Origin of the sequence: Nocardia pseudovaccinii (assembly GCF_050942345.1) — a bacterium.
Lineage (GTDB): Bacteria > Actinomycetota > Actinomycetes > Mycobacteriales > Mycobacteriaceae > Nocardia > Nocardia pseudovaccinii.
In genome coordinates, this window is record NZ_CP192074.1 from 5877030 (window position 1) to 5902465 (window position 25436).

Genomic DNA, 25436 nt, shown 5'->3' on the forward strand with positions numbered 1-25436 from the left:
GGCGGCGGCTTTCGGCGCGTTATCCGCCCGCAAAGTGCTCGTAGATTCGAGCTTTCAGCGTCGCATCGTCCGCTCCCTTGATGAGGTAGGCATTATTGGCCCGCGCCCGGCCGATTCCGGGTGGAATCAGCCGGGTCGGACGCTCCGGTCCGATTGCTCGAGCGTGACCACGGCGTCGACTGACCCGGGGGGCGGTTCCCGATGGGCCCGGATGGGCGATCGCCTTCCTCTGGAGCCGAGTCGCCTGACTGTTCCGGCGTCTCGAATCGGCCGAAGTTCTTGGTGATGTATCCGTCGAGTTCCATCCACGTGGTGGTCAGTTGGATCAGCCGGGCGAACCGCAGATGATCGAGCAGCGCGTTCAGGAGGCGACCAGTGGGGGTTTCTGCCGTCGAGGCGGCGAGGCGTTCGAGTGCCTGCGGTAGATCCAGATCCGCATTCGCCGCTACGCCGACGCTGGTGGCAGAGCGACCGAACATGTCGTCGAGATCTCGTGTGCGCTGTGTGCGTCTTTCGGCATTCGAGTTGTTGAGTGCGTTGTCCGGTGTTCCTTCGAGTGCCAGTGTCGTGGCACGTTGGAGATCGTCTTCCAGCCGGAGGCTGCGACCGATCCACGGACCGAGCGCTGTCGACAACTGCCCGGCACTGCTGAGCAGTCGGTCCCATTCCGGCTGGGTAAGCGCGGCCAACCGCCTGTGCAGCAGGTTGAGCACTTCGCCTATCTGTGTCGTCACCACACTGAGGTTCGTCCCTGTCAGCGTGGCAATGGTCGCGGCCGAAACCTTCTGCGCGTGCCGCCACGCATCGATGGCCGCGGCCTCCGCACCGCGTACGGGTGGCTGTTGGCCGAATTGCCGGACCGCCGCGCGTAACTCCGCTGCGGCGTCCGCGCGGTTGCGCGCCAAATCAGCGAAAAGCCCATCCGCGTCGGCGGACTCGGGAGGCCGACTGCCGATGAACCCGCCGGGCCGGTCCGGGCCGGGCGGCGTGATGGTCTCGTCGAACAGCGTGGGTGGCTCGTAAGCGAGACCCTCGAGGGGACGGGCCCCCAGCATTCGCACCCGCAGCTGCCCATCGTGCACCTCGACCGCCAGCGCGCCGGTGTGCTTCAGACCACCCCAGCGTCGTGATGCCCGCCCGACCGCAGCCGATACCGCCGAACTCACCCGATCCGCATCGAAATCCATTGCCAGCCCGGCCAACTGCGCGGAGTCTACGTGGACGATGCTTTTTCGATCCACCCACAGTCGAACCGACCAAGAATCCGTTTCACCTGCCCGACCCCGCCACTCGAACGTGCCGAACCCCTTACCCAACAACTCCGACTCCAGAGCTCTACGGGCACGAACCACGGTCGATCCGGACAGCGCTCCGAAGACCGTGAAGCCGTTGCCGTTGTCTCTGCTCGACATAGAAACTTCGACGCTGTCGCCACCCGCGGCTGCCATACCGTAGTTCACCAGGCACGCAGCGACATCGAGCAGCCCGGCGGGGAGCTCGACCGGGGCGGTGACCGATCCGAGAGAAGTCAACGGCCCCGCAAGAGAAGCACGTACCTGCGACACGGGTGTATCCGGTGCGAACACCACGGACGAACGCCGGATCGGACCGTTCGAATCGGCGGAATCCGTTGGGCGACTGCCGATGTAGCCATCGAGACGGTCTTGCTCGGAAGCTGATCGTTCGAGGTGTTGTTCGAAGGTTTGAACTACCTGGGCGGTGTCGGGGTGCCATTCGGCACCGTCGGATTCGGCCACCCATCGGTTCATGCGCTGATGGAACTCGGCGAATACGGGGGCGACTCGATCGGGTTCGGGACCTGGGTCGAGGTCACGATATCGGACGATCGTGCGGTCGTCCTGCCGGTATACGGCAACCTCGATATTGCCGGGTTCGTGGCGAAGAGGGCCGAGGATCAGCGGTACTCGCACTTCGTCGGCGCTGCGTGTTGTTCCGCCTCGAACCGGCCTTATCCAGAAACCGTCGTCGTAGACAGCGAACATCGACTCGATGCTTCCGAGGAAGCCGAGCGGCTCCATGGTGAACAGCGCCGACACCGGCGTCGAATCGCGGCGCCACAGTTTGCCCTGGCTTGCGTTGTCGAAGTTGGTGTCATCGAGACGGAGCCCGCCACGTGTCAGCGCGTCACGCAGTTGGGCGGTGCCCATGGGATCGAAGATTTCGTCCACCCGGTAGGGACGTACCGAATCGTCCAGCCGTCCGTCCTGGTCGGTGAACAATGTGCCCCAGCCGGCCAGCTCGTCTCCCATAGCCAATATCAGGTGAAGCAGGGAGTTGTGGTCGATCGCGGCCAGGAATCGGCCCCACTGATCCATCACGAAGGAAACACCATTCGATCCGGTCCGCAGTAGCTCTGATGAGGGTCCGGTCGATTTGATGAAATTCCCCTCCTGCACAGCGAAAGCCAGAGCTTCGAGAACGGGGAAAAAGTCCTCGTCGTAGGGCCCGACCAAATCCTCGGACGCAATGGGGTGCGCGGTGTAGGTCGGCCGGATCGGTCTCGGTGTTTCGGAGCCGTTCCGGGCGAGAGCACCGAGGTCGAGCACGATTCGCTCGATCGTCTGCGGTAGCAGCGGATTGTGGTTGAGCCCCTGTATGGCGCTGGATCGCATAGCGGGAGCGATCGCCCCGTCGGCGGTCGCGATCGCCGCGTGGATGTCCAGGCGCAGTTGAAGCAGCGAAAGTCCTGCCTCGGTGGCTGTCCGGGTCGACCCCAGGCGATCTACCGCGGCCGCGACGGCGTGGTCCAGCTCGCGAAGCCGGTCGATCGCCTGGTCGGTGTCGTGGGTGCGGGTCAGGTAGTACATCGCGGCCCGGTAGGCGTTCGGAATGTACCGACCGGCGGCGTCGCCGAAGGTCCGGTCCGAGGCGGTGAACGCCGCAGCGAATTGGGCTGCTTGCGCAGGCAGCGCACCCAGCGACTGGATCAACTCTTGATCCCAGTCGTTGTCGCGTCCCGCGACGAGGTATTCGTCGGCAAGTCTTGCCCAGTCGGAGCCGTCGACGAAGCGCGCCGCGCCGAGTTCGGCGACTGCGCGCAATTGCTCCGGGAATCGGGTCAGTACATCGAGATCGTGGGTGTAGGACACCGACCGCGTGTCGGCCGGGTGGAGCGCTCCGATTACCTCGAATACATTCGTGGCCGCATCGGCCGCGGCGAGCAACGATCCGGAACCACCGGCGGCGCTTCGGTGCAACTGTTCGACCACCAATGCGGTCTGCACTCGCGCCGCGGCGATGGCTGCTTCCAGTGCGGGCGATTGTCCGCGGTGCAGGTCTGCGATATGCGCCGAAGTTTCGGTCTGGGCGCGGGTGAGGAAAGTTCGCAGGCCGTGGTCGAACAGCTGAGTTGCCCACTCGGCGAGTTCTTCTCGCGTCGTGTGGATCGGATCGGGCCCGGTGGGTTCGTCGCGCGTGGTGGAATCTTCGGCGGGTTGCTGGTCACCTGGTTCGGGTGTGAAATCCGGTGGGCGGCTGCCGATATGACCGTCCGGCCGGTTTTGCGCGGTGGGTGCGGAGTGGGCGGTCGGCGTCGAGGGTAAGGACGCCGTGGGTATCGGTAATCCGCTTTCGGCCACCTCCGCGCGCAGGAGCGCGAGAACTTCCGTCCTTCCCGTCCATATCTCGCCGACGTCCATCCTGAGCATTTCGCGCATCCGGACGGAACCGGATACGCCCCAGACCGCGAGACGCATTCCCGCCTCGCCGGTCTGCTGCATGAAATCCTCGGACAGCAGCGGGTACGGGATCGCGACACCGGTCGCCCCCGCGCGGCGCGCATCCTCGATGATGGCTTCGATCTTGTCGCCCCCCGGCCGCAGCGCGCGAGCCATCCAACCGGGGGCGACACGCATCCGCTTGGTGGCTACCGTCAGCGTGTTGACCATCAATACGCGCTGCCAGTCCGGTGCCAGCTCCGCGGCTGCCGTCAATACCCGGAGGTCGAACGCGTGCAGCTCCCCGCGCATGCCGTGCCGCTCCAGCGTGGCTGCGATCTCCGCCACGTTCGTCCGGACGTCCGACTCGGACCAGGCTGGGCCCGCGGGCACCTCCACCGACAGCGCTGCATCCCCGAAGGCCGCCGACCGGCACATCGCGTCGAGGGCAGCCATGTCCCCGGCAGCCCGGCCCACCTCCACGACGATCGCATCCACCCCGATCGTCAGCGCGTCGGCACACGCCCGCCCGGCATCCGCGAGCCCGGCTTTCCCGAGTTGCACTGCGAGCCTCGGTCCCACCCGCGCTACGTCGGACGGACCCGCTGCCGCTTCGGCTGCCTCGATCGGACCCGACGGCGGCTCGCCGGCCCCATCGGTGGCCGCAGGTCCCGGCAGGTCGCGGCGGGACGGGTGATCGCCGGGTGCGGCGAGTGCCGAGTCCAATTGCGGCGCACGGCGATCACGGGCCGCGTCGACCACCGCCGCCCGGATGCGGTGCATCGCCGTCGGATTGTCGACGGTAGGCCGGTGCTGCTCCGTCGGCACCTCATCACCCCGCCCGGCGAGGCACCACGCCGCGTGCCGCAACGACTCCGTGGGCTGTGCGGCACCGACCAACGAATACTCCAGATACTCGCCGTGCCCATCGAAGGGAGCCAGCGAATAGGGGAAACCACGTTCGGCACGCAATCGCGTCGCATTGGTGTCGGTGGCCGGATCGGTGCCCAGCCCGAACGGCCCGTCACCGAGCAAACGGCCACGCGTATCGGGCGCATCCCCGCCGAAACCGGTGACCGGGTCGTCGGACTGGGCGAGCACCCAGGCGTAGCGGCAGCTGGCGTCCGCGGCACCGTCGAACCGCCTACCGCGCCCGGGCGAGCCCATGACCACGCCGTGTTCGAAGATGCCGTCCAATCGGCCGCCGACGCCGCCTTCGGCAACGACCGGGGTCCCATAGCTGTAACCGAGCTTCGAGAATCTCGCGCTGGTCACCGCACGCAACGCCAGCACGTCGCGTGCGAAGAGCCTGCCACCGGCCTCTGCCAGTTCGGGCCTGGAGGCCCACGCTTCTTTGTTGTTGGCGGGCGCTTCGTAGCCGATCCAGCACACCACGGCGACCTTGGCGGAACGATCTGCCCGCACCAACTCCTCGTACAGATTCCGCGCACTCGCCAGGCGGGTCGGCGCCGACTGCAACCTCGTGTTGACGCCGTCCACATACCAGATCACGTGTTCGGCGTCCTCGAGCCGGCAGTTTCCGATGACGAACGTGCCGGATCCGTTGCCGCCGAACGCCTCCGGGTCCAACGCCACCGTGGCGACGACGGGCGGAGGGATGTCGCGGTGCACAGTGACCGAGCGGATAAGTGCCTCGCCAACGGCGTACAGGTTTCTGAAAACCTGACGCTCGGTCCGACTCGCGTTCTTGCTGCCCTTCGCATGGATAGCGGAGGCGGTGGCATATCGCCAATAATCGTTCGCGTAGTTCGCTACCTCGGTAGGAAGTCCGGGGGCGTTGCCCACGATCTCGGGGTGGCACGCCACGATCGCCCGCTGCTCGTCGCGGTGCAGCGAATTCCACCACCGCCTGTTGTCGGCAGCGAGCCGACCGGCCCTCGTGAAGTCGTCGGGCAGACCTCGATGCAGCAGGACTTCGGGCCCTGCGCCGAGGCCGCCGCGCTTCTCGATCGCGCTCCGGGCGAGAGCGGCGTCGCCGCTGGTCTCGCTCAATGTAGGCGTGCCACTGTGCGGGTCACGCGGCAGGATGCCGGAATCGACGGACTCGGTCTGCTCATCGACCGCGCGTCCGATGCATTCGGCGAAGCGGATCCTTCCATCCTGCGCGGGATCATGGCGCGCGACCCGATCCGGGCAACCGGCCAGCATGCGGCCGATATTCTCCAGCGATTCAGTCGGCGCTTTGGTGCGATCGTCGACATATAGAAGGAATTCGTCGTCGATCGGCTTACCCGCCTCGAACGGCTCCTTCTCGTATCTCTGCGCCTTATCGCGGATATCCTTCAGCATCGCATTCGTACGTCCCGCATGGCCGGTAGGAAACCGGCACGCGAATTGCACGCCTGGCAAATCCTCAACTTTTCCGGGGGCACTCGCCCGGGATACGACTCCGTAATACATATCGGTGGACGATGCGATGCCCGCCAGTGCATCACTCATCGTCCTCAGATTCGGTTCGCCACAGACCACGACCGTGTCGACGGTGCGGGTGGCCCACTCATGCGCCAGCGCCTTCTTCGCGGGTCGACCGCCGTTGCCGTGTACAACCAGCTGGCGTTCCGGCCGGACCGCCGGATGCGGCGCTGAGCCGGTGTCCATGTCAGCAGACAGCGCTGCCATATCGCCGGCCAGGCGGTGACCGTCGGTCCCGGACCACACCACGACCCTGACCGGGCGCTCCGGGTTCTCCCGCACCGCGACCTCATAGTGGTTGCACGCCAACTGCATTCGCTGATCGAGGCGGCGCAGATCGCGGTCGGTGCCGTCCACGTGCCATGCCTCCGCGACGGGATTTCCGCTGCCGAACGAGATCATGATCGAGCCGGCACCCGGCTCGTCGGCATCGAACCGCTCGAGCAGCACGGTCGGCACCGGCACTCCAGGTGTCACGACCGTCGCGGCCCGCTGGCTCGCCCGGATCAACAGGTCCTCGACATTCAGCAGATACTCCCGCAGCGCCCGCTCCCGGCCGCTCAGCCGGGTCGCCGCCGCCGCGATCTCGAGTGCGGCCCGCGCCTTCGCGAAAGCCCAGCGATTGGCCTGGTCGCGCACACCGCTCGGGAATCCGCCTGCCTTGCCGACGAATTCGGGCCACACCCGCGCCAGCGCGCGCAGCTCGTCCACGCTCAGATTCCGCATCCGACGTGCGTTCCGGGCCGCGTGCTCCGCGCATTCCTCAGCGGCGACCGCGCGTTTCGCGGTAGATCGCCGCCACCGGTACACCAGATCATCCGGGTTCGACCCGGCACCCCAGTGCTCGCGCAATACCCGATCGGCCCGCATGCGCATCTCGGCATCGGGCGGGGTGTAGGTGGGCAGCCCGGCACGCGCGTCGACCGGCCCGATGAGATCGACGGAGGTATCCGCTCCGGCACGCTCCGCCGACGTGTCATCCCCGGGCCGACTGCCGATCAATCCATCAGGCCCGGTGCTCGGTCGCTCGTCAGCCCGCGTTTCGGCTTCCCAACCGGGATAGAAGCGACTCATGAACGCCGTGGCGATATCGCGCGGGGCATCCAGTCCAACGAGGAGGCGCAACGCGTAATCCGGGCTGATGCCGAATTCGCCCCGGGGATTCTCCGCGCGCTCTTTCTGACTCAAACCTGTCAGGCCGACACCCGCGCACGCGGCGAGCTCCTTGCGTGACAGTCCCTTACCGGTGCGAGCGGCGATGATCCAGTCCTTGGGATGACGGAACCGGTCGGACCGGGGATCGGGTAACTCGCCGTCTTCGTCCGGGAAGTACTCCCGGAGAACTGCCTCGGCAACCTCGTCGGGAGCCCCCAGACCTGCCAGCAGACGTACCGCCATATCCCGCGTGATCGTCACACCACGCTCCAGCGAACCGATATACGTCGCCGAATTCGGCACACCCATGCGCGCCGCCAACCGGGCCTGCGTCAATCCGCGAACCAGGCGCGCAGCCTTCAACCACTCCCAGAACGGTCGAGTGCCATCCCCGGTCGGCCACGCTGCTGCCGACGAAGCCGACCCGTCGGACGGATCAACGGCGAACTCCTCGACCCGCGACCGCTCGGGATCCTCGCCCTGGTTCACCGGCGGCGGCAATGCCAGCGGCTCGGCCCGCAGCGCCGATCTCTGCTGGGCAGCCAAGGCCGCATCGGCCGGGACCATCTCGGCCGCTTCGCCCTGGCCACCGACGTCATCGTGTGCATCACTGCTGGCCGAGAGCCGCGCCCACGGCGTCGTCCCCGGCCTCTGCTCCGATGATGGCCTGCCTGCGGACTCACCCGGTTCGAGTGGTCTGCTCCCGATGAATCCGCCCTGCCCGGTCGTGCCCTCGCCCGGCGCGGAATCGCCGCGCGAAACCGGTGGAATCGGCGGCTGATCCGGCTCCGCCCTCGCTGTGCTCCACGGCGTCGGCCGGTTCTGCTCGCTTGCGGTGACATCGGACGGTTCACGACGGTCGAACGCACGGCGCAGTCGAACGATCGCCTCGGCGCGAACCGCTGCCGCGGCAGCGGTGGGCAGCCCCAGCCGCTCGGCGGCGCCCCGCGAGGCGTCCAACGATTCGGACTGCTCTTCGGGACGGCTGCCGATGAATCCGGCCGTACGGTCCCCCTCGCCTGTCACCCTACGCGCGTCCGCGCGACCCGCAGCATCCGATTCAACGGCCCGCTCCCGCGGTCTGCTGCCGATGAATCCGTAGTTGCCCGTGTCTGGCAGGCTCCCGACGACGGCTACGGGTCCCGGCGCGAGCCGCAGCACAGTGCCGTGCCGGTCGATGGCGAGTACTTCCCGCAGGTTCGGGATAGGGTGCCGACGCAACGCCAGACTCAATTCAACCGGGTCCGCGGCCGAGTCGGCCAGGTTCACCACCACCCGCTCGGCCTGGCGTTTGACGTACACCTTGCGGCGGATTTCGTAGCAGATATTGCTGACCCTGCCGGTCGCCGGTGAGTAGCAGTCGAAGATCCGGCCTTCGATACAAAAGTCGGGCAGACGCGCACCAGATTCGACAGGGTGCTGTTCGACCCGGAAGCCCGCGCGAGCGAGGACAACCGCCGCCTCGTTCTGCCGCTGTAGCCCCCGCTGTGCTTGCAGGAAACCGGGCGGCCTGTGGCCGGGGCCGATGGCCGGGACAACGGCCTCCGATCCGAATGGCACCGCGCCGGGATCGGGATCACCAGACGGCCAGGTGAGGTCGGCGTCGCCCGCCCCCTCCGGGGCCGGTGCGAACACGGCCGATTCACCCCGCGACGGGCCACCGGGTCCCACCACAACGCCGTGCTCGGCCAGCACCCCACCGAGCTCACCGACGTCGATCGGCCTGGCCACTCCCGGTATCCCGGCCTTCGCCGTTTCTCGTTCGGCGCGGCCTGCTGGATCCGACGAAGGCCGGCTGCCGATGAGACCGCCGGGTCCGCGCGGTCGGTCGCGCTGTTTCTGCTGGTCGGGTGTACCACCCGGCTGGACTGGGGACGAAGGTGACCGCAGTGTTGATGTGTGTTCAACCTCGGTGAGCACAAGGTCGGTGAGTCGAAGTTGCGGAAAATCGCGTCCGAGTAGTGGGAGCAGGAGACCGCCGACCATCATGGCGATGTTGGAGCCCGAACTCCCGCGATGCGGTTCGACGTCGAATCCCCCCAGCGACTGCCGGAGTTGTTCAGCGGATGCCTGGGACGCTCCGACCGGTGCGAAATTGACGAAACCCGGACACACTCCCCCACGGTCGCGGATGCGTGCTTGTTTCGATTCTCCGGTGATCGCGATCGACGTGATCTTCTGGTTCGCGGTGTCGAATTCGATAGCGAAGCGTGGTGGGTTGCGAGGTTCGGTGAAGTCACCCAGCGTGGTGAAGGTGACACCGGCCATCACGCTCAGGCGGCTGGCGAATTCCAGGACCCCGTGTTGGATGCTCGCCCACGACCAGCCCGCGATGACGTCCGCGTGCTCGGCGAGGCTCTCGAGAAGTCCGCGCAACACGATCTGGATGCTGCCCATGTTGGTTGCGGCGCTGAGCACCGTCTTGTTTCCTGGTACCGGGAATTCGTCGACGGGATAGGCGGGTAGGTCCAACTCGGCTCGCAGGTGCGGCGGGATCGCATCCAGGATCGGCGCCCGGTCGCGGGAGCGTTCGTCCTTGATATTCGCGAGCTCGTGCCATACGGGCCCGTCCACGAGGTCCCAGACCGCCGTCAGATGCTCGACCGCGGCCTGCATGAACGCGTGTTGGCCACTGTCGCGGCGGTATCCATCCTGGCCGTGCATGACGTAGTCGTCGTCCAGCCAGGACGCGAAGTAACCAGGTACGACTTCCGAATAGCTCGACCGCAGCGCCGCGTTCACCTGCTCCGGATGACTCATCATCTGCTGCAGCGCCGTCTCGGTCAGCTTGTACTGCAGACATCCCGATGCGATCGACCGCTCCAGCGAATACCGCAGATAGGCAAGCTGATCCGGTGGGAACAACTCCGCCATCAGCCGGGTCGAGCCACCGACCTTCAACGGCAGGTCCGTATCCGCGAACCGCTGGCCGATCTCGTCGATGATCGCCCGCGCCCGCGCTGGATCCGCAAGCACTTCCGTCATGCCCTCCCGGGACAACCCACGGATCAACGACACGACCGTACGCGGCACCTCTGCCGACGGTAGCCAATCAGTAGCCACATCCGCTGCGGGTGCCTGCTGTCCAGACATGTCCGGCGTGGATTCGGACGACGAGGGCCGGCTGCCGATGAGACCGCCGGGTCCGCGCGGTCGGGCGCGCTGTTCCTGCTCGACCGGGACGCTAGCCGGCTCGACGAGGTAGGCGTGTCGACTGACATCGGCTCCGTTGAATGTGGTATCGCTCGAATCGACCTGTATCGGAGTCAATTTCCGGCGCTCCTCTTTCAGGAGCCCGAATAACATGGGGCGAGTCGTCCCGGCACCGCCGGAGTGGTCGATGACGATGGCTAGGCGACGACCACGCGCCGCGGCGATTCCCTGCGCCCAGGTGGTGAACTTGCGGTAGAAATCTGCGACGGAAACGTGGTTGATGTAGTTCTCCGACGGGTTGAGACCACGCATGAGGAGAATGGGCTCGCCGGATGCGCTGGTGGTCTCGATGAGCAGGCCCGCCCCGGCCAGCGCAGTGCGGTCAGGGTCGTCGGGATTCCGGACCATGATGACGGCTGTCGTATTCGGCATGGCCGCGGCAATGGAATCATATTTGCTTGCCCAACAGACCCCGGCGATATGTCCGGAAAGTTCGAGCAGCGGACCCCGCGTCGGAACGAACTGTAGCCGAGTGGTATCGCTCGAAACTCCGATGCCCTGGGTGCGAAATATTGCTTTGTCGAGCGCCGCGACACTGGTCATTCGTCGGAAAGTTTTTGCGTCCTTCCGGTTCGAGAAGTACTGCGCGAACACCTCCTGGTTGGTGATGTGCTCCACGAAATCCCGGACGAGACTGATGTCCTCCAGCGTAGGTTCGTTGGACCGAAGGTCTTTCAGTCTGTCCACCCATTCCGGATGTTTGCGCATCGCCCAGGCGAAGCAGATGGTCCGCAGGTCGTCATGCAACTCACCGAAGCGTGCCAGGCGCTGAAAATACTGTTCGAAATCTTCCGGGAAACGCAGCGCCGCAAATTGTGGCGCGCCTGTCGTCTCACGTGCGATAAGTGTCTTCAACTCCTGCGCCTGGACCTCCATATTTCGGCGCGCGATATCGCTCATGGGCGAACCGTCACCAAGTGTCCCCGAGCGGATCGAACGCTCCAACGCCGTGAATTGCTCGGCGATGCCACGGCCGAGCTTGCCGAGCAGATAGTCGAACGGCTGCGGTCCGCCCGTGAGCGCCGCGCGCGCGGCCTGCAGATTATTCGACAGGTTCGCGAAGCGTGTCAGTAGATCTTCGGTCCATTGCGGACCGGACGAGGCATCACGAGTCCGCAGTTTCGCGACCTCGAGCACAGCACTGGGCCGATACTCCTTCGGCATAGGGATGGTGCGCTTTTCGGCCGCCGTCCGGGCGTGATTGTCGATAGCCCTGCGCAGGGACGCGACGCCGTGTCTCCCCCACCGCGAGGTGTCATAGTGAGTGACGTCGATCAGCAACCGTGCGAGGAATTCCGAAGACAGCACGCTCGCGAAGCCCGCCGTCGAGATGGCCGCGCTTTTCACATCGGTAACGAAGGAGTGCGCAATCGCCTTCAATTCCAGGACGCCCGCGTCGCCGGTCTGTCGCAAGCCGAGCACCTGCCGCTCGGCACCATCAGCACCATCTGCCAGCAGGCCACGAACGCATCGGGCGAACTCCGGCGTCACATCGCGGACGAGCTCCATCGCGACGCGTATCGTCGGCGGACGCTGGCTGGACGGCAGCTCACCGACCTTCTCTAAGTACCGGGTGAAATCATCACCGCGCGGACCGTTGAGGTAGATGTCCTCCACCTCACGCAACCGCTGCGCGGTGAAGGTCACCTCCGAACTCATTTGTTCCGCGATATTCGCGATTTGACCCGCCTCGAGGAACACGTCCGCGAAGCGCTGCCGGACCCGATCGCGGGCGTAATCATCAAGAGCGAGCATGAATTCCCAGGCGCGGTCTTCAGCGGTGATCCAATCACCATCGAACGCGCCGCCCGAAATGCGACGGCCGATGTCAGCGGCTTGGAACGGTGCCACATATCGGGCGAACCCAACGAGCAACTGTGAATCCACTGCGCCGACCGGGATCTCCGCAATACGGCGCAGCTCCCAACCGACGCGGTCGAAATCTGTCGAATTCAGTTTCGATATTCTCCTCGCGACATATGGCGCGAAGTGCGAATTATTTTGATATATCTTGCGTAGCGCATCCGTGGCATCGGGCCTGGCCAGGAATTCGAAGGCTAAGACAATGGTGCTCACACTCCAGTGGCCACTGTGTGCCATTTCGAACAACAGGTCTTCCGACATCGGAGCCAAAATTACGTCCACGATATCGGGATGAGCGGCGAGCGCGAGCTGAATCTGCTGCTTTTCCAGACAAGCGTTGAGCCGGTCAGTGTGCCCGTCGTTGGCATAGACCTCGGCCAGCATGTTGTACGTTTCGAAATCCTGGACAAGGTCGCGAAAATAGCCGACGACTTTCTCCTGGTCCTCGGTTGGCCGGCCGGCCAACCGTAGAGTGAGCTGTTCGACGTCATCGAAAGGCAACGAGAGGCGGGATCCGAACCGCGCGACTTCGGCAACGGTGTCCGCCGGCGCGGGCACCTGATCCCACGCCGCCGAAGCGAGGGAAAAGCTCTGCGCCAACCCGCTGTCCGCCTGACGGTTGATCATTCGGACATCCAACTCGCCACGGGTCAGCCACTGGGCCTCGGTGAATTCACTCCCGCCAGTACTGTGCTCCGTCCGCTCGGACACCTCGATCACCGCAACGCTGCTGTCGGTGCTGTTCGACACACTCGTGGCTTGCACATCCAACCGCGCCGCCTCACGCGCGGACGGAAGGCGCCACACGCCCGGACGGTCGTCGTCGGCCAGATCCTTGACGACCAAGAACCGCTCGACACCGACCGCATCGACATGCCTCGCCAGCACACGGGCTTCCGGCGACCGAACACCGGGGTAGCGCTGCCCGACAATCCCACCGACATCCTCGCTGGACCGATCGGCCGGATCCGACGGCCGGTTACCGACGCGGCCTTCCGAGGAATCCCCGTCCGAAGCAAGGCTTTCCGGCTCGACACCATCGGGACGGTTGCCGATGAAGCCCTGCGGGCCGACCGGTCCGTCCTGTTCGGTATCAGGCCTGCTGCCGATGCGCCCCCCGTCGAGGGGGGCGAGCATTTCGATGATCCGGGTCCGCATCGCCTCGGTGTTGCGCAGCTCGACTCGCACGCGTTCGGACAGTTCCCGTACCTGGCGCGGGGCATCCGGTCGTTCGGAAGCGTCGAGCTCTCCGCGGAAGCCGGCGATCCTGGCCTCAACCATGGCAAGGTCTTCCTCGAGTCGCCGCCTTTCTCTCGCGATTGCTTCGGGGTAACCGCTGCGTGCGATGGCGTGGCTGTCGAGGACGCGCCACGGTACGCCTGCGTTTTCGAGCGCGGCGCGCAGCTCAGGGCCGGGTGGTTCGGGAAGGTTGATGTGATCGATGTCGGCGAGGGTGATTCCGCCGTGGATTTGGCATTCGACGAACTGATGCTGGCGGAAGAGTTGGCCGGAGTAGTCGCGATTCGTTCCGCGCAGGGGCTGATCTTCCTCGGTGCCCTTCGCCGACAACGGGGCAATGCCGAAAGATTCCGGCTGCGGGTCGAGCAGCGGCGAGGGTACGGTCCGCGCCGGTTTACCACCCCACACTGAGCCGGAGTAGACGAGCGAATCGCCGACGCAGAACGTGGCCCGTTCGCGGGCATCGTCTTTCAACACCACGTCGATTCGGCCGTACATCGCCAGCTTTTCGGTGTGCAGCCTGATGTCGAGGTCGGACAGCCCGGCCGAGACGCTGGCGTCGGACAGCCCGGCCTGGCGCTCGCCATCGATGAGCACGTGCCCGTAGACCGGGCGCAGCCGCGGATCCATGTCTTCGGGGTTGGCGAACCACCGGTTCTCCATCTTCGCCACATCGCTCCGGTGACCACCGCCCAGCGTGTCCTCGAACTGTGTCTTGAACCGGCCGTCGTCGAGCAGCCCGAACAGGGCCTCTTGTCTCATCCGCAGTGCCAGCGACTTGCCCTCGACCAGATCGCCGAGTTCGCGCGTCATCTGCGCACGGAGTTCGGTGACACTCAGGCCGAGGTCCTCTGCCAGGTCACCGATCTGCTGACGCAGGGCGTGGTGTTGGACCAGGTGGCCGTATACGGCCGGCTCGCGTGCCTGTGGATATCGGGCGAAGAACTCCTCGTTGCGTCGTGCTACCTCGGCCGTGCGTGACGGGTCATCGACAGACGCGCGCCCGAATTCGTACAGCTGTGTGTAGTCGTCGAGCATCGCCCGCTCCGGGGCGCGGAAGGCCAGTCGCAACCCAGCGCGCTCCGGTTCGGCAGGCATCGTCGACGTCGAGTCGGAGGCCGGCGGTGCGGCTGGACCGCCCTGGTCGTCCGTGTCCGGCTCGAACAGACCGAGCGCTCCGGGCAGGTTCCTGGCCAGTGCCGAGTGCAACTCGCCCCTGCGGGCCATCGCGATCAGCTCGTTGCGGCTCACCCAGCGGGCCTCCCCGATTTCTTTGTCGTCCACCACCGGATCGAGCCGCTGCGGCACATCGGCGACGAGGAGGTAGTATTTCCACCCGCGTGGCCCATGGATCACATGTGTCCCCACATGAATCATGCGGGCCAGATATTCCGCGCTCGCGCCGAGTTCCTCACGCATCTCGCGGGCCGCGCCCTGGGGCGGTGTTTCCCGCGAACACAGCGCGCCTCCGGGAAGCTGCCAATTCCCCTGGGAGAACCCGGCTTTCGAGCTGCAAACCAGGAACAGATCCTCGCCGACCTCGTTCACGTGCCGGACCAGCACACCCGCCGCCCCGTAATGACCCCAGTACCCGGGCTCGACTTCACGGTCACCGGACATCCCGGGGTCATCGAGGATCCGGAAGGGACGCTCGGGCTGCTCAGGCTGGTCCGCAGGGATCGTCGACGGCCGACCGAGCGGCCGGTCTCCACCGTTCAGTTGCCCAGCCAGAAGCGGAGATTCGCCGTCCGGCGGACGGCTGCCGATGCGATCGGGAGGATTACCGCGACCGCTGTCCGGCGGCGCGGTCTCCGAGGCGTCACCCGGATAGAACCGCTGCATGAACGCGGCGGTGACTTCCTCGGTGGCCGCCAGTGCTTCGAGCGCGCGCTGCGCCTGCTCGCGAGTGACCTGATGCGCCCTGGTCCTGGGGTTCGAGGCACGTTCTCTCGATGCCCACTGGGTCACACTCAGGCCGACGTGAGCGGCCATCTCCCTTTGTGACATTTTGCTACGCGTGCGCGCGGCCACGATCCAAGCGTTGGGATGCGGGAATTTCGCATCTGCTGGATCGGGCAGGTTTTCGATTTCCGCTGTGGTTATCGCCTGGAGCACCGCCTCGGCTACCTCGGCGGGCGTATCCAAGGCATCGAGGATACGCACAACCATGTCGCGGGTCGCCTTGACACCGCGCTCGAATGAACCGATATACGTGGCCGAACCGGGCACACCCATGCGGGCGGCCAGTTCGCTGCGAGATATGCCCTGGGATTTGCGGGCGGCCTCTAGCCATCGACCGAACGGCTTTACCTCGGCCGGGTCCGGCCACTCGATAGGTTGCGTCCGTTCCGGGGACGGGCTTTGCGGCTGCCGTGACCACGGAGTGCCGACGTTTCCGGCGGGACGATCGTGTGCACCGTTTTCGCCTCGGCCGACATGCTCGGATATGGCTCGGTCCAGATCGACCCGCATGGTGGTCAGCTGTATCAGTCGGGCCGATTGCTGGTGGTCCACGAGAGCGGCCAAGAGCCGGCCGGTGGGGGTGGCGGCATCCGATGCGGCGGCGAGGCGATCGAGCGCGCTCAGTCGGCCTTGGGTGCCGATCTCGACGGCCGCTCCCGGTGCGACAGTAGAGCGACCGAACATGTCGTCGAGCTCTTGCCTGCGCTGGGCACCTCTGTCGGTATTCGATGTGTTGAACGCGGTGTCCGGTGTTCCCTCGATGGCCAGTGTGGTGGCCTGTTGGAGATCGTCTTCCAGTATCAGGCCGCGGCCGATCCAGGAGCCGAGCCCGGTCAACCGCTCCTGCCCAGCGCTGTCGAGCAGCTGGGCCCATTGTGATCGGGTGAGTACTTTCAGCCGCCTGTGCAGCAGGTTGAGCACATCGTTCAGATGGGTTGTCGCCAGAATCGGGTCGGCACCGGTCAACGTTGAAATGGTGGTGACGGCTTCGGCCTGGGCCCGGCGCCAGGCGTTCAGGGCCACCGCCTCCGCGCCGCGAGCCGGCGGATCTTCGCCGCGCCGAGCCGCGACCACCTGCAGTTCCTCGACGATGTCCGCGCGGTTGCGCATCATCTGAGCGGTCCGCTCGTCCGCGGCGCCGGACTCGTGTGGCCTGCTGCCGATGAAACCGGGCCGGTTAGGCCCGGCCGCACTGATGGTGCGATCGAACAGTACGTCGCTGTCGCGAAGCGCGTAATCAGGTAGCACGCTCGCCAGCACACGCACCCGCAGTTCCCCATCGCGCGTCTCGACGGTCAGCGCGCCACCCCGTCGCAAGCCACCCCAGCGCCGCCCCGCCAGCCCGATCGCCTCGGCCAGTATCGAATTCACCTGGCTCGCATCGAAACCTTCTGCAAGCTCGGCCAATTGCGCGACATCCACTTGACCGACACGTTTACGATCTACCCAAAACCGCACCGCCCAAGATGAATTCGCGCCGCCCGCCCGGCCCTGCCACTCGAACGATCCGAAAACCGTGCCGCCCCAGGCGTCCGACAGAATTTCCCGGGACTGCACCACAGTCAGTCCCTCCAGCGATCCACTGACTACGAATCCACCATCACCTGGTGTCCGTGACAACCGAAGCAGAACGCTGTCGCCGGCCGATGCGCCCAGGCCGTAATCCACCAGTTGCGCGGCGACATTCAGCAATTCTGGAGACTGAGTCGCGCCGACGGAATCAGTGTCGAGCAGCCCGGCGACTGCCGCACGAACCTGCTGTCCGGAGGTGCCCGGGGGAATCACCGTCGACGAATGACGAGCCGGATCGCCCGGCTCGGGTATGGAATCCGTTGGGCGGCTACCGATGTGATCGTCGGTCTGGTCCGGTGCCGGGTTCGGTCGATCGAGGTGCTGCTCGAATATGTGGACCACCTCGGCGGTGTTCGGGTGCCATTCGACTCCATCGGAGTCGGCCACCCACCGGGTCATCCGCTGGTGCAACTCGTCGAACACGGGAGCGACCTGATCGGGTTCGACTCCCGGGTCGGGATCGTGATACCGGACGATGGTGCGCTCGCCCTCCCGGTACACGACAACCTCGACATGCCCCGGTTCGCGACGGAGCGGGCCGAGGGTCAGCGGTACTCGTACCTCGTCGGCGTCGCGCGTCATATTCTCGCGAACGGGAGCTACCCAGAAGCGATCGTCGTACACCGAAAATATTGCCTCGATGCTGTCCTGGAGGCCGAATTTTTGCATCGTGAACAGCTCTGACACCGGCAACAAGTCGCCCTGCAAGGGGCCCGCTCGGCGTTCGTTGTTGAAGCCGGCGTCGGTGAGATCGAGTCCGCCTCGGGCTAGCACATCGCGCAGTTGAGCGGTACCCATCGCGTCGGCAAGGCCGCCCAGCGCGTAGGGGTACACCTGCCCGGCCGACCGCCCGTTCTCATCGGGGTACACGACGCCCCAGCCGGCCACCGCATCTCCCATAGCCGACAGCACATGGATTATGTCGGCGTGTTCGCTCTCACCGAGCATTCGCCCCCACTGATCGATGACGAAGGAAATCCCGCGTGGTTCTGCGCCGATCGGGTCGAGGGACGTTGCGTTCGGCGCGACGAACTGTCCGCCGTGCACTCCGAGCACCCGAGGGCGGAAGCGCGCGGGAATGGCTTCTCGATAGTCGTCGTCGGTGAATGGCTCCTCGGACGCAATGGAGTGAGCAGTGTAGGACGGCCGGATGGGTCTCGGCGTTTCGGAGCCGTGGTGAGCGAGGTCGTCGAGGTCGCCTACGATGCGCGAAAGCATCTGCGGCAGAAGGGGGATTTTCTCCAGGCCGCGCAGAGTGCTGGACCGCATTTCGGATGCGCTCGCACCGCTGGCAGTTGCGATCGCCTCGTGGATATCGATGCGCAGCTGAAACAGCGATAAACCTACGGCTTCGGCGGGACGAGTATGACCGAGTCGGTCGACTGCGGCCGCGACCGCGTGGTCCAGCTCGCGAAGCCGGTCGATCGCTCGGTCGGTGTCGTGGGTGCGGGTAAGGAAGTACAGCGCCGCCTGGTAGGCGTTCGGGATATATCGCCGCGCCACCGCGCCGAAGGTCCGATCCGAGCCGACGAGGGCGCCGGCGAATTCGGCTGCTTGCGCCGGTAGCGAGCGCAGCGAGTGGACCAACTCTTGATCCCAGTCGCTGTCGCGCCCCGCGACGAGGTAGTCGTCGGCGAGCCTTGCCCAGCCAGAGCCATCGACGAAGGGCGCTGCGCCGAGTTCGATGGTTGCGACCAGTCGCTCCGGGAATCGGGTCAATACATCGAGATCGTCGGCATAGGGCGCCGACCGCATCCCGGCCCCGTGCAGCGCTCCGATGATCTCGAACACAACGGTGGCGGCATCGGCCACCGCATCTGCCTCGATGGTCGACCGCCGGGCACCGGCGTCGCTGATCCGGCGCCATTGTTCGGCCGCTAACGCGGTTTGCACTCGCGCCGCTCCAATGGCTTCCTCGAGCGCAGGCGGTTGTCCGTGATGCACGGCTGCAAGGTGCGCCGAAGTTTCGGTCCGGGTTTCGGCAAGGAAGATCCGCAGACCGCGATCCGACAGCCGAGATGCCCAGTGGGCGAGCTCTTCTCGCGTGGCATGGATTGGATCCGGTATCACGGGTTCGGTCAGCGCCGCCGGCTCCGCTTTGCCGGAACGCGAATCAGGAGTGTCTTCCGGTGGACGGCTACCGATCGGACCATCGAGTCCGTCCTGCCTCGAGTGCTGTTGCCCAAGGCCGGCCCTGCCGCTATCAGCGGCGCCGCCATTGGCGTTCCCCGGATCCGAGGATGGCCGACTGCCGTAGGAACCATCGGGTCCGCCCGATCCGGCGCGTCGATCGTGTAGAGCCCGCTCGCTGCCCGGCGCGCCTTTGCGGGATCCGGCCGATCCGGCGCTCCTTTCGGGGGAGGAAGTGCTGCGGGGTGTGGTGCGTCTGGTGCGAACCCACACCTCCTTCCACGTCGCCGCGGTCGCTCCTGCTTGATAGAGGTCGGCGAGCCGGTCGGGAAGGCTCGCCTTGTCCTGTTTGGCGCGACGCTGCATATTGACGATGAGCTGGCGGGTGCTTCTGGCGGGATTCGCGCCGCCGGTGTTTCGTCGCTCGTACTCCTCGTAGCACTGCATGACGAAACGTCTGGCGTCACCTGCGATGGCCGGATCACAGTCGACACTCTCGACGATATCGAGGGCCTGCTGGAGTGCCGAAGCGGACCGGCCGGGCCGTTCCGATGGCATGTCGTCGCCGGACGGACGTTGGCCTGCCAGTGCGAACTGCTCCCGTCGCAGTGGTGGGGCACGGCTCGACCACAGCGATGGCGGGGACAAACCAGGGCCATGGGCGGAGACGACCGGACGCTGCGTGGTGGACAAGCGGGCGAGGGGTTCGCCCGTACTGTCGAATTCGATTGCGAAGACGTCCCGGTCCTCCTCGTCGAGCTGGTCGATGAACGGCTGCTGTTCGCGCTGCCACTGCCGGAACGGGACAGCTTTGTTCAGCAGCGCGCGGGATTCGGCCAGATCGGTGGGGGCGATCGGAGCCGCTCCGGGGGCGGCCGCGATGTCCAGGACGACCAGGTTCGGAGCATCTGCCCGGTCACTGTCGTTGACTACCAGCACCAGATGGCTTTCGACTTCCCCCTTGTTCTTCCACTTATAGACCAGCGCCTGGCTACCCCCGGGCCACCCATTCAGCGATTCGGCGGCCGCGTCCAGCGACCTGAATGTCCGGAAGGCACCGCCGAAGGCCCGCTCCGTGTCGTCAGCGTCGTGGCCTCGCAGTGGCATGTCTTTTGGCATGTCGTAGGCGTGCTCGTTATCGGGGTACAGCACCCGCATCATCGTGACGCCGTTATTGACGCAACTCTTCGGGCTGCGCTGGTGGATCGCGACGGTGAGATCGAGCAGGGCGGTGACGGCCAGGTAGGTGGAGGCGGCGAAAACGAGAAGTTCGGTGGCCGGGTCGTCGGCAGTCTCGGCGGTGGCGAGCAGGCGGGCGACCGCGTCGGCGAGACCGTCGCGGGCGGTGGCGGCGTTCACCTCGGTGGCCGGAACGTCCAGCAGGTCCGCCAGCTCTTTGCGGGCTGTGTCGACGGCGGCGCCGACCTGGCGCACGCCCTCCGCGCCGGCGACTTCGGCGGGTTCCCAGCCGAGTTCGGCGGCCAGCCGGTTGCGCTGCGGCGTCAATTGATTCAGCACTTGCTCGTCGGTGAGGGCGTCCGCCCGCATCACCGCCGCAGGCGGGGCGTGGTCGAGGTGCTGGTTCAGCGCTTCCACGGCAGCGGAGGAGACGCCTGCTCGTTCCAGCAGTCGGCTCAACGGATCGTCGTCATCGCCGGTATCGAACATGGCCGCGGCCGCCTGGACCGATGCGGGAATCCCCAGCCACCCCGCCAGCCGGACGAACCGGTCCCCCCGCAGGTGCGATTGGACGACGTCAGGCTCGGCGCGCACGGCCTCCATCGCGGCACGATCGATATCTGCCCCGGCGTGGTCAGTGGCTGCCCCGGCCTGGCCGACACCCACCGCAGCATGGACGGTGCCGAGCCCAGTGTCGAGAAGGCCCGCAGCGATGGTGGTCTGCGCCGAGGTGGCAGCGGGATCTCCTGCGGTCGGCGGCGCGTGGGCTGGATTGGCGCGGCGCATCGCACGTTCCAGATACGCGCGGTCGGCGGCGTCGTTCTGCAGTGGCGAGGTCAGGCTGCGCATCTCCCGCTCGGCAGCGGCGACATCGGCGGCAGCGGCGTCGAGCTTCGTCTGCGCTTTCCGCACCGCCTCCCTCGGTTGCGCCGCCTCCGTATCGCCCGCCTGACGGGCGGCTTCGGTGTATTCGGCGGTTGCCTCGGCGTGCTTGGCCACGGCGGTCCGATAGTGGGTGACCGAGACCTGCGCACCGTGATGCTGCGCCGCACTGTAGAGACGGTCGGATGCGGCGACGTTGAAACAGAAGCTGCCGTTTCGGCCATTGCGGCCCGCGCGTGCCGCCCACTGATGGTCCTCATCCGGATTTGCGGCAGAACGCCCCAGCATGTGCGCGTGCACCCCGCCCAGCTGATCGACCTCGTCGCTGATCGACACATCGAACCCACGGCCCAGCATGCCCGTGCCGACCGTCACCGCACCCCGGACACCCGCGGTGTCCTTGACCGACAACAGGTGTTCCTCGGCGGCATTGTTGTCCCTGTGCTCGGCGAACCACCGGGCGTCGATCGCATTGTGTTCCACACCCGCCTTGGTCAACATCAGCGAGAATTTCCGGGCCAGATCGTTGAACGGACAGATCACCAGCACCGGCCGCCCCTCGGCCTGCAGCTGCCGCACCCGGCCCACCGCGTCCCGCAATTTCTCCGGCTCGGTGAGGTATATCCGATCCTGCTCCCCCACCAATTTCGACCGGCCGAAGTCCTCCACCTTCGCCAAACCGCCCTCGACCGGGAAATTCTCCTTGATCTCCGCCGCGGTCCGCTCCAGCGTGCCCGACATCAGATGCAGGCGTTCGTATCCGCCGAGCACGTCCTCCACGGTGACCTGTTTCGACCCCGTCCCGTCGGAATACACCGGGGCGCCGAACATCGCCTCCACCATTTTGTGGCGGCCGCCGAACCAGCGGCTCTCGGTGCCGATCTTCGGGTCACTCCGCGGTTTCCCGTACTCGTCGAGGATCTGGACCTTCTTGTCGGACTGCTCTCCGAAGATCTGGAAGTCCCGGTTCAGTTTCAACCGGCCCGCTTTCACATCCAGGAACGCACGGGCCATCTCGGTTTCCTCGGCGGTGAACTTCCGCCCGGCATACCGTTCCCACAACCTGGTCACCGTGTCGAGGCACTGTTCGGGTTGTTCGCGCAGCAACCGGGCCGTCAGCGTCCGTGCCGCTCCGATCTCCGTCGCTGTCAGCGTCGGTACCGCCTCGGCCTGCTCGACCGTCAACGGACCATCGTGAAGTGCCTGCTCGAGACGCACCGACAGATCTTTCGCGGCCGTGATTCTGCTGTGCAAGACGGCTTTCAAGAAGTCCCGCACCCGGTACACCTCGGCGGCCTCGGTGGCCGACGCGAGCTCACGCTGACCGTCGGACTGGTAGTGCACCGTCTGGTTGTGCACCAGCACCGCGTCCGCCTCATCGATCGTCGCAGTCTTACCCGGCGGCGGCCGGTCGAACAACTCGGCCGTCGCGCGCTCGTCGTAGGTCATGTAGTAGACGGTCGGGTGTTCCGGCTCGCCCGGCGGATTGTGCGGATCCCAGCGCGCGACCTCGTACCCGAGACTGCGCAGCATGGGCGCGAATTCCCGGACCCCCTCGTTGGCCAGAACCTCGGTCGTGGTGATCACATGATGGACCCGTACCGATTCCCCACTCGCCAGCTCCACCGGCTCCCCCCGCGACAGCTGCCGCAACGTATCCAGCGCACCGACCATGGACTTGCCCTGCCCCGTGCCCATCTGACGCATGAACCCGTGCTCACCGAGCAGGAACGCCTTGATCTGGTTCCACCGTGGCGTCTTCCCCGTCCCCTCGCGCATCGCGTCGATGAACCGCAGCATCGACTCCACCCGATCCCCGTGCTCCATCGCGTGCCTGCGCTGATCCCACGACTCGCCCGCCAACTCCTCGTGCCGCAGCCGATACAGCGCCAGCGCCTTCTTCGCCGCGGCCTTGAACTGCGCCTGCTGCTCGGCCGTGAGGTCCTTCTTCGACACCGGATCCGTCGACGGCAAGCCCAACAGCTGCTGCGCCAGCTCCTGCGCCGGACGGTCGGGTCCGTCGTGCATGGACGGGCTGGCGTCAGCCGGTACCGCATCCCCGGAATGCGCCCCAGACGGCGGCTCGTGCGCCGGCCGCACGTCCGCCTGCTCAGGTACCGTCACCCGGGCCGGACGCTCGACACCCGCACCGTGGCGGCCGGACGCATCGCCCACCACCCCCGGTGGTTCGACCCTGGCCGACCCCGCCCCCGACCGCGCTGCGGTGGGCTCCTGCCCGGCCGCGACGTCGATGACCGGATGCCCCCGGGTGACCCGGCCGACGCCCACCGCATGCGCGTCGTCCTCGCTACGATCTGCCGACTGCAGCGGTTCCGACCCGGGTCGGTCGCCGCCCGCGCCCGACAGGACCGCACCGGAAGCCACACCACTGCCAGCCTGCGCACCACCCCCAGCACCCAGCACACCACCGGCCTGCGCATTGCCACCGCCGCCTGCACCGTGCGCGCCGCCGTCGGCCAGCCCATTGTCAGCTTGCGCACCGCCGCCACCCCAGGCCTGCCCGCCGTCCCCGGTTCGCGCATCGCCGCCAGCCCGCGCACCACCACCATGCGCACCAGCGCTATCTCGCGCATCACCACCGGCGTGCGCAGCGCCACTACCGCCCTGCGTACCCCCACCGCCCTGCGCACCCCCACCGGCCTGCGCACCCCCACCGGCGGTGAGGTCTGCGGGCACCCGATCGCCGGGACGGTCTGCAGATGCCCGGTCGCCTTGCCGCGCAAGCGAATTGGGGTCCCCCGATCGCCCGCCCGCCCCCGCCTGACCGTCCGGGTGTTCGTACGGGGCCGGAGCCCGCTCACCCGATCCCGAATCAGTGAGGCGCCGCGCCAGGTCCCCCGACTGTTCCGGCCCGCCCATCGCTCCGGGCGGACCCGACAGAACCAGGTTCCCGACCGGCTGCGATGCTTCGACGCCCGTAACGTGGCCGGGCCAGTCTGCGGGCAGCGGGGTGGTGCCGCCGTTGCTGTCCACCAGAGCAGGCATCAGCGATTCCGTACCCGGGGGAGCCCCCGCCAGCCGCATCACGGCATCCTTGCTGAGACTTACCGTAGAAGGATCCGGAGGGGCGTAGCCCCCGCTGCCGTCGACCACTTCTCGCATCGGGGAACCGAGATCCGGGTGGGTGCCACCGTGGACATCGACGACTCCGCCGAATCCGCCGTTGAGCAGCGACGCCAGGACGTCTTCGGAGTTTTCCGGCCAGCCCGTGATCAATGCCGCCGCACCCAGACCGGACATCGCGCCCGCGCCCCCTTGCATCAGCCCGAGCGCCGAGCGGTTGATCCCCAGCCGGGGAACGACCTTCGGCGCCAAGATGCCCGCGGCCATGCCACCCAACGCACCCCCGGCGCCCGACACTCCTGCGGCTTCGATCGACGTCAGATCGATGCCGGTCGGGTTCTCCCCGTTCGGGCCCTTGACGGTCAGGTTCCGATCACCGGATCCGGCTTGCATCAGCTGTGCCCCGAGATCCACCCCCATGGGCACCGCGGCCGCCTTGCCGACCGTGAGAGCCAACCGGAGCGGCCCCAACGCCGACAGCCGGGTCGCCGTCTTCGCTGCGCCCACCTTGTAGGCCTGCTCCAGGCCCGCGCGCATCAGCGCGACTTTGCCTCGGCCCTCGACCAGCATCGACTCCACCACGGGAGCCGCCGCAACCTCTCCGGCCGGACCGGCCGCGGCGGCCGCTGACAGCGTCCTGATAATGCGCGCGGCCAGCTCGACGCCGAACGCGAACATCACGCACAGCGTCTTCTCCGCATCGTTGGCGGCCGCGTGCGCTTGATCGGCCAAGGTCAGCGCTTCCTCCCGCAGCCTGGCCGCGCCCTCGTGGTGCTGACGCAATATCTCGCGCACTCGGTCACCCAGCGCGCCGAGCGAATCCTCTTGCGCCAGTAGTTTTTCCGCGTCCTCCGCGTGAGCGTTCATGGCGGCGGCCTTGGCCCGCAGCTCCGCGGCCATCCACCGCATCCCGGACACGTCGGCGCGCGGCAGGTCTCCCCCGAAGACCACCAGTTCGATCGGGCGCCGCACCACGGTGGGCAAACCCTCGAACAATTTACGCAGCTCCACGACCGGATTGAGCGACCAAGAACCGTCCACCCGCGC

Annotated in this window: 1 protein-coding gene; it reads right to left on the reverse strand. The window is 66.6% G+C overall.

Annotated features, from left to right (window positions below; genetic code table 11):
- Positions 1-92: 92 nt before the first annotated feature.
- The gene (locus tag ACQPZ2_RS26465) at positions 93-25430 is read right to left on the reverse strand and encodes a helix-turn-helix domain-containing protein (protein ID WP_433520920.1); all 25338 of its coding nucleotides are present in this window, start codon (positions 25428-25430) and stop codon (positions 93-95) included.
- Between the last annotated feature and the right edge of the window lie 6 nt (positions 25431-25436).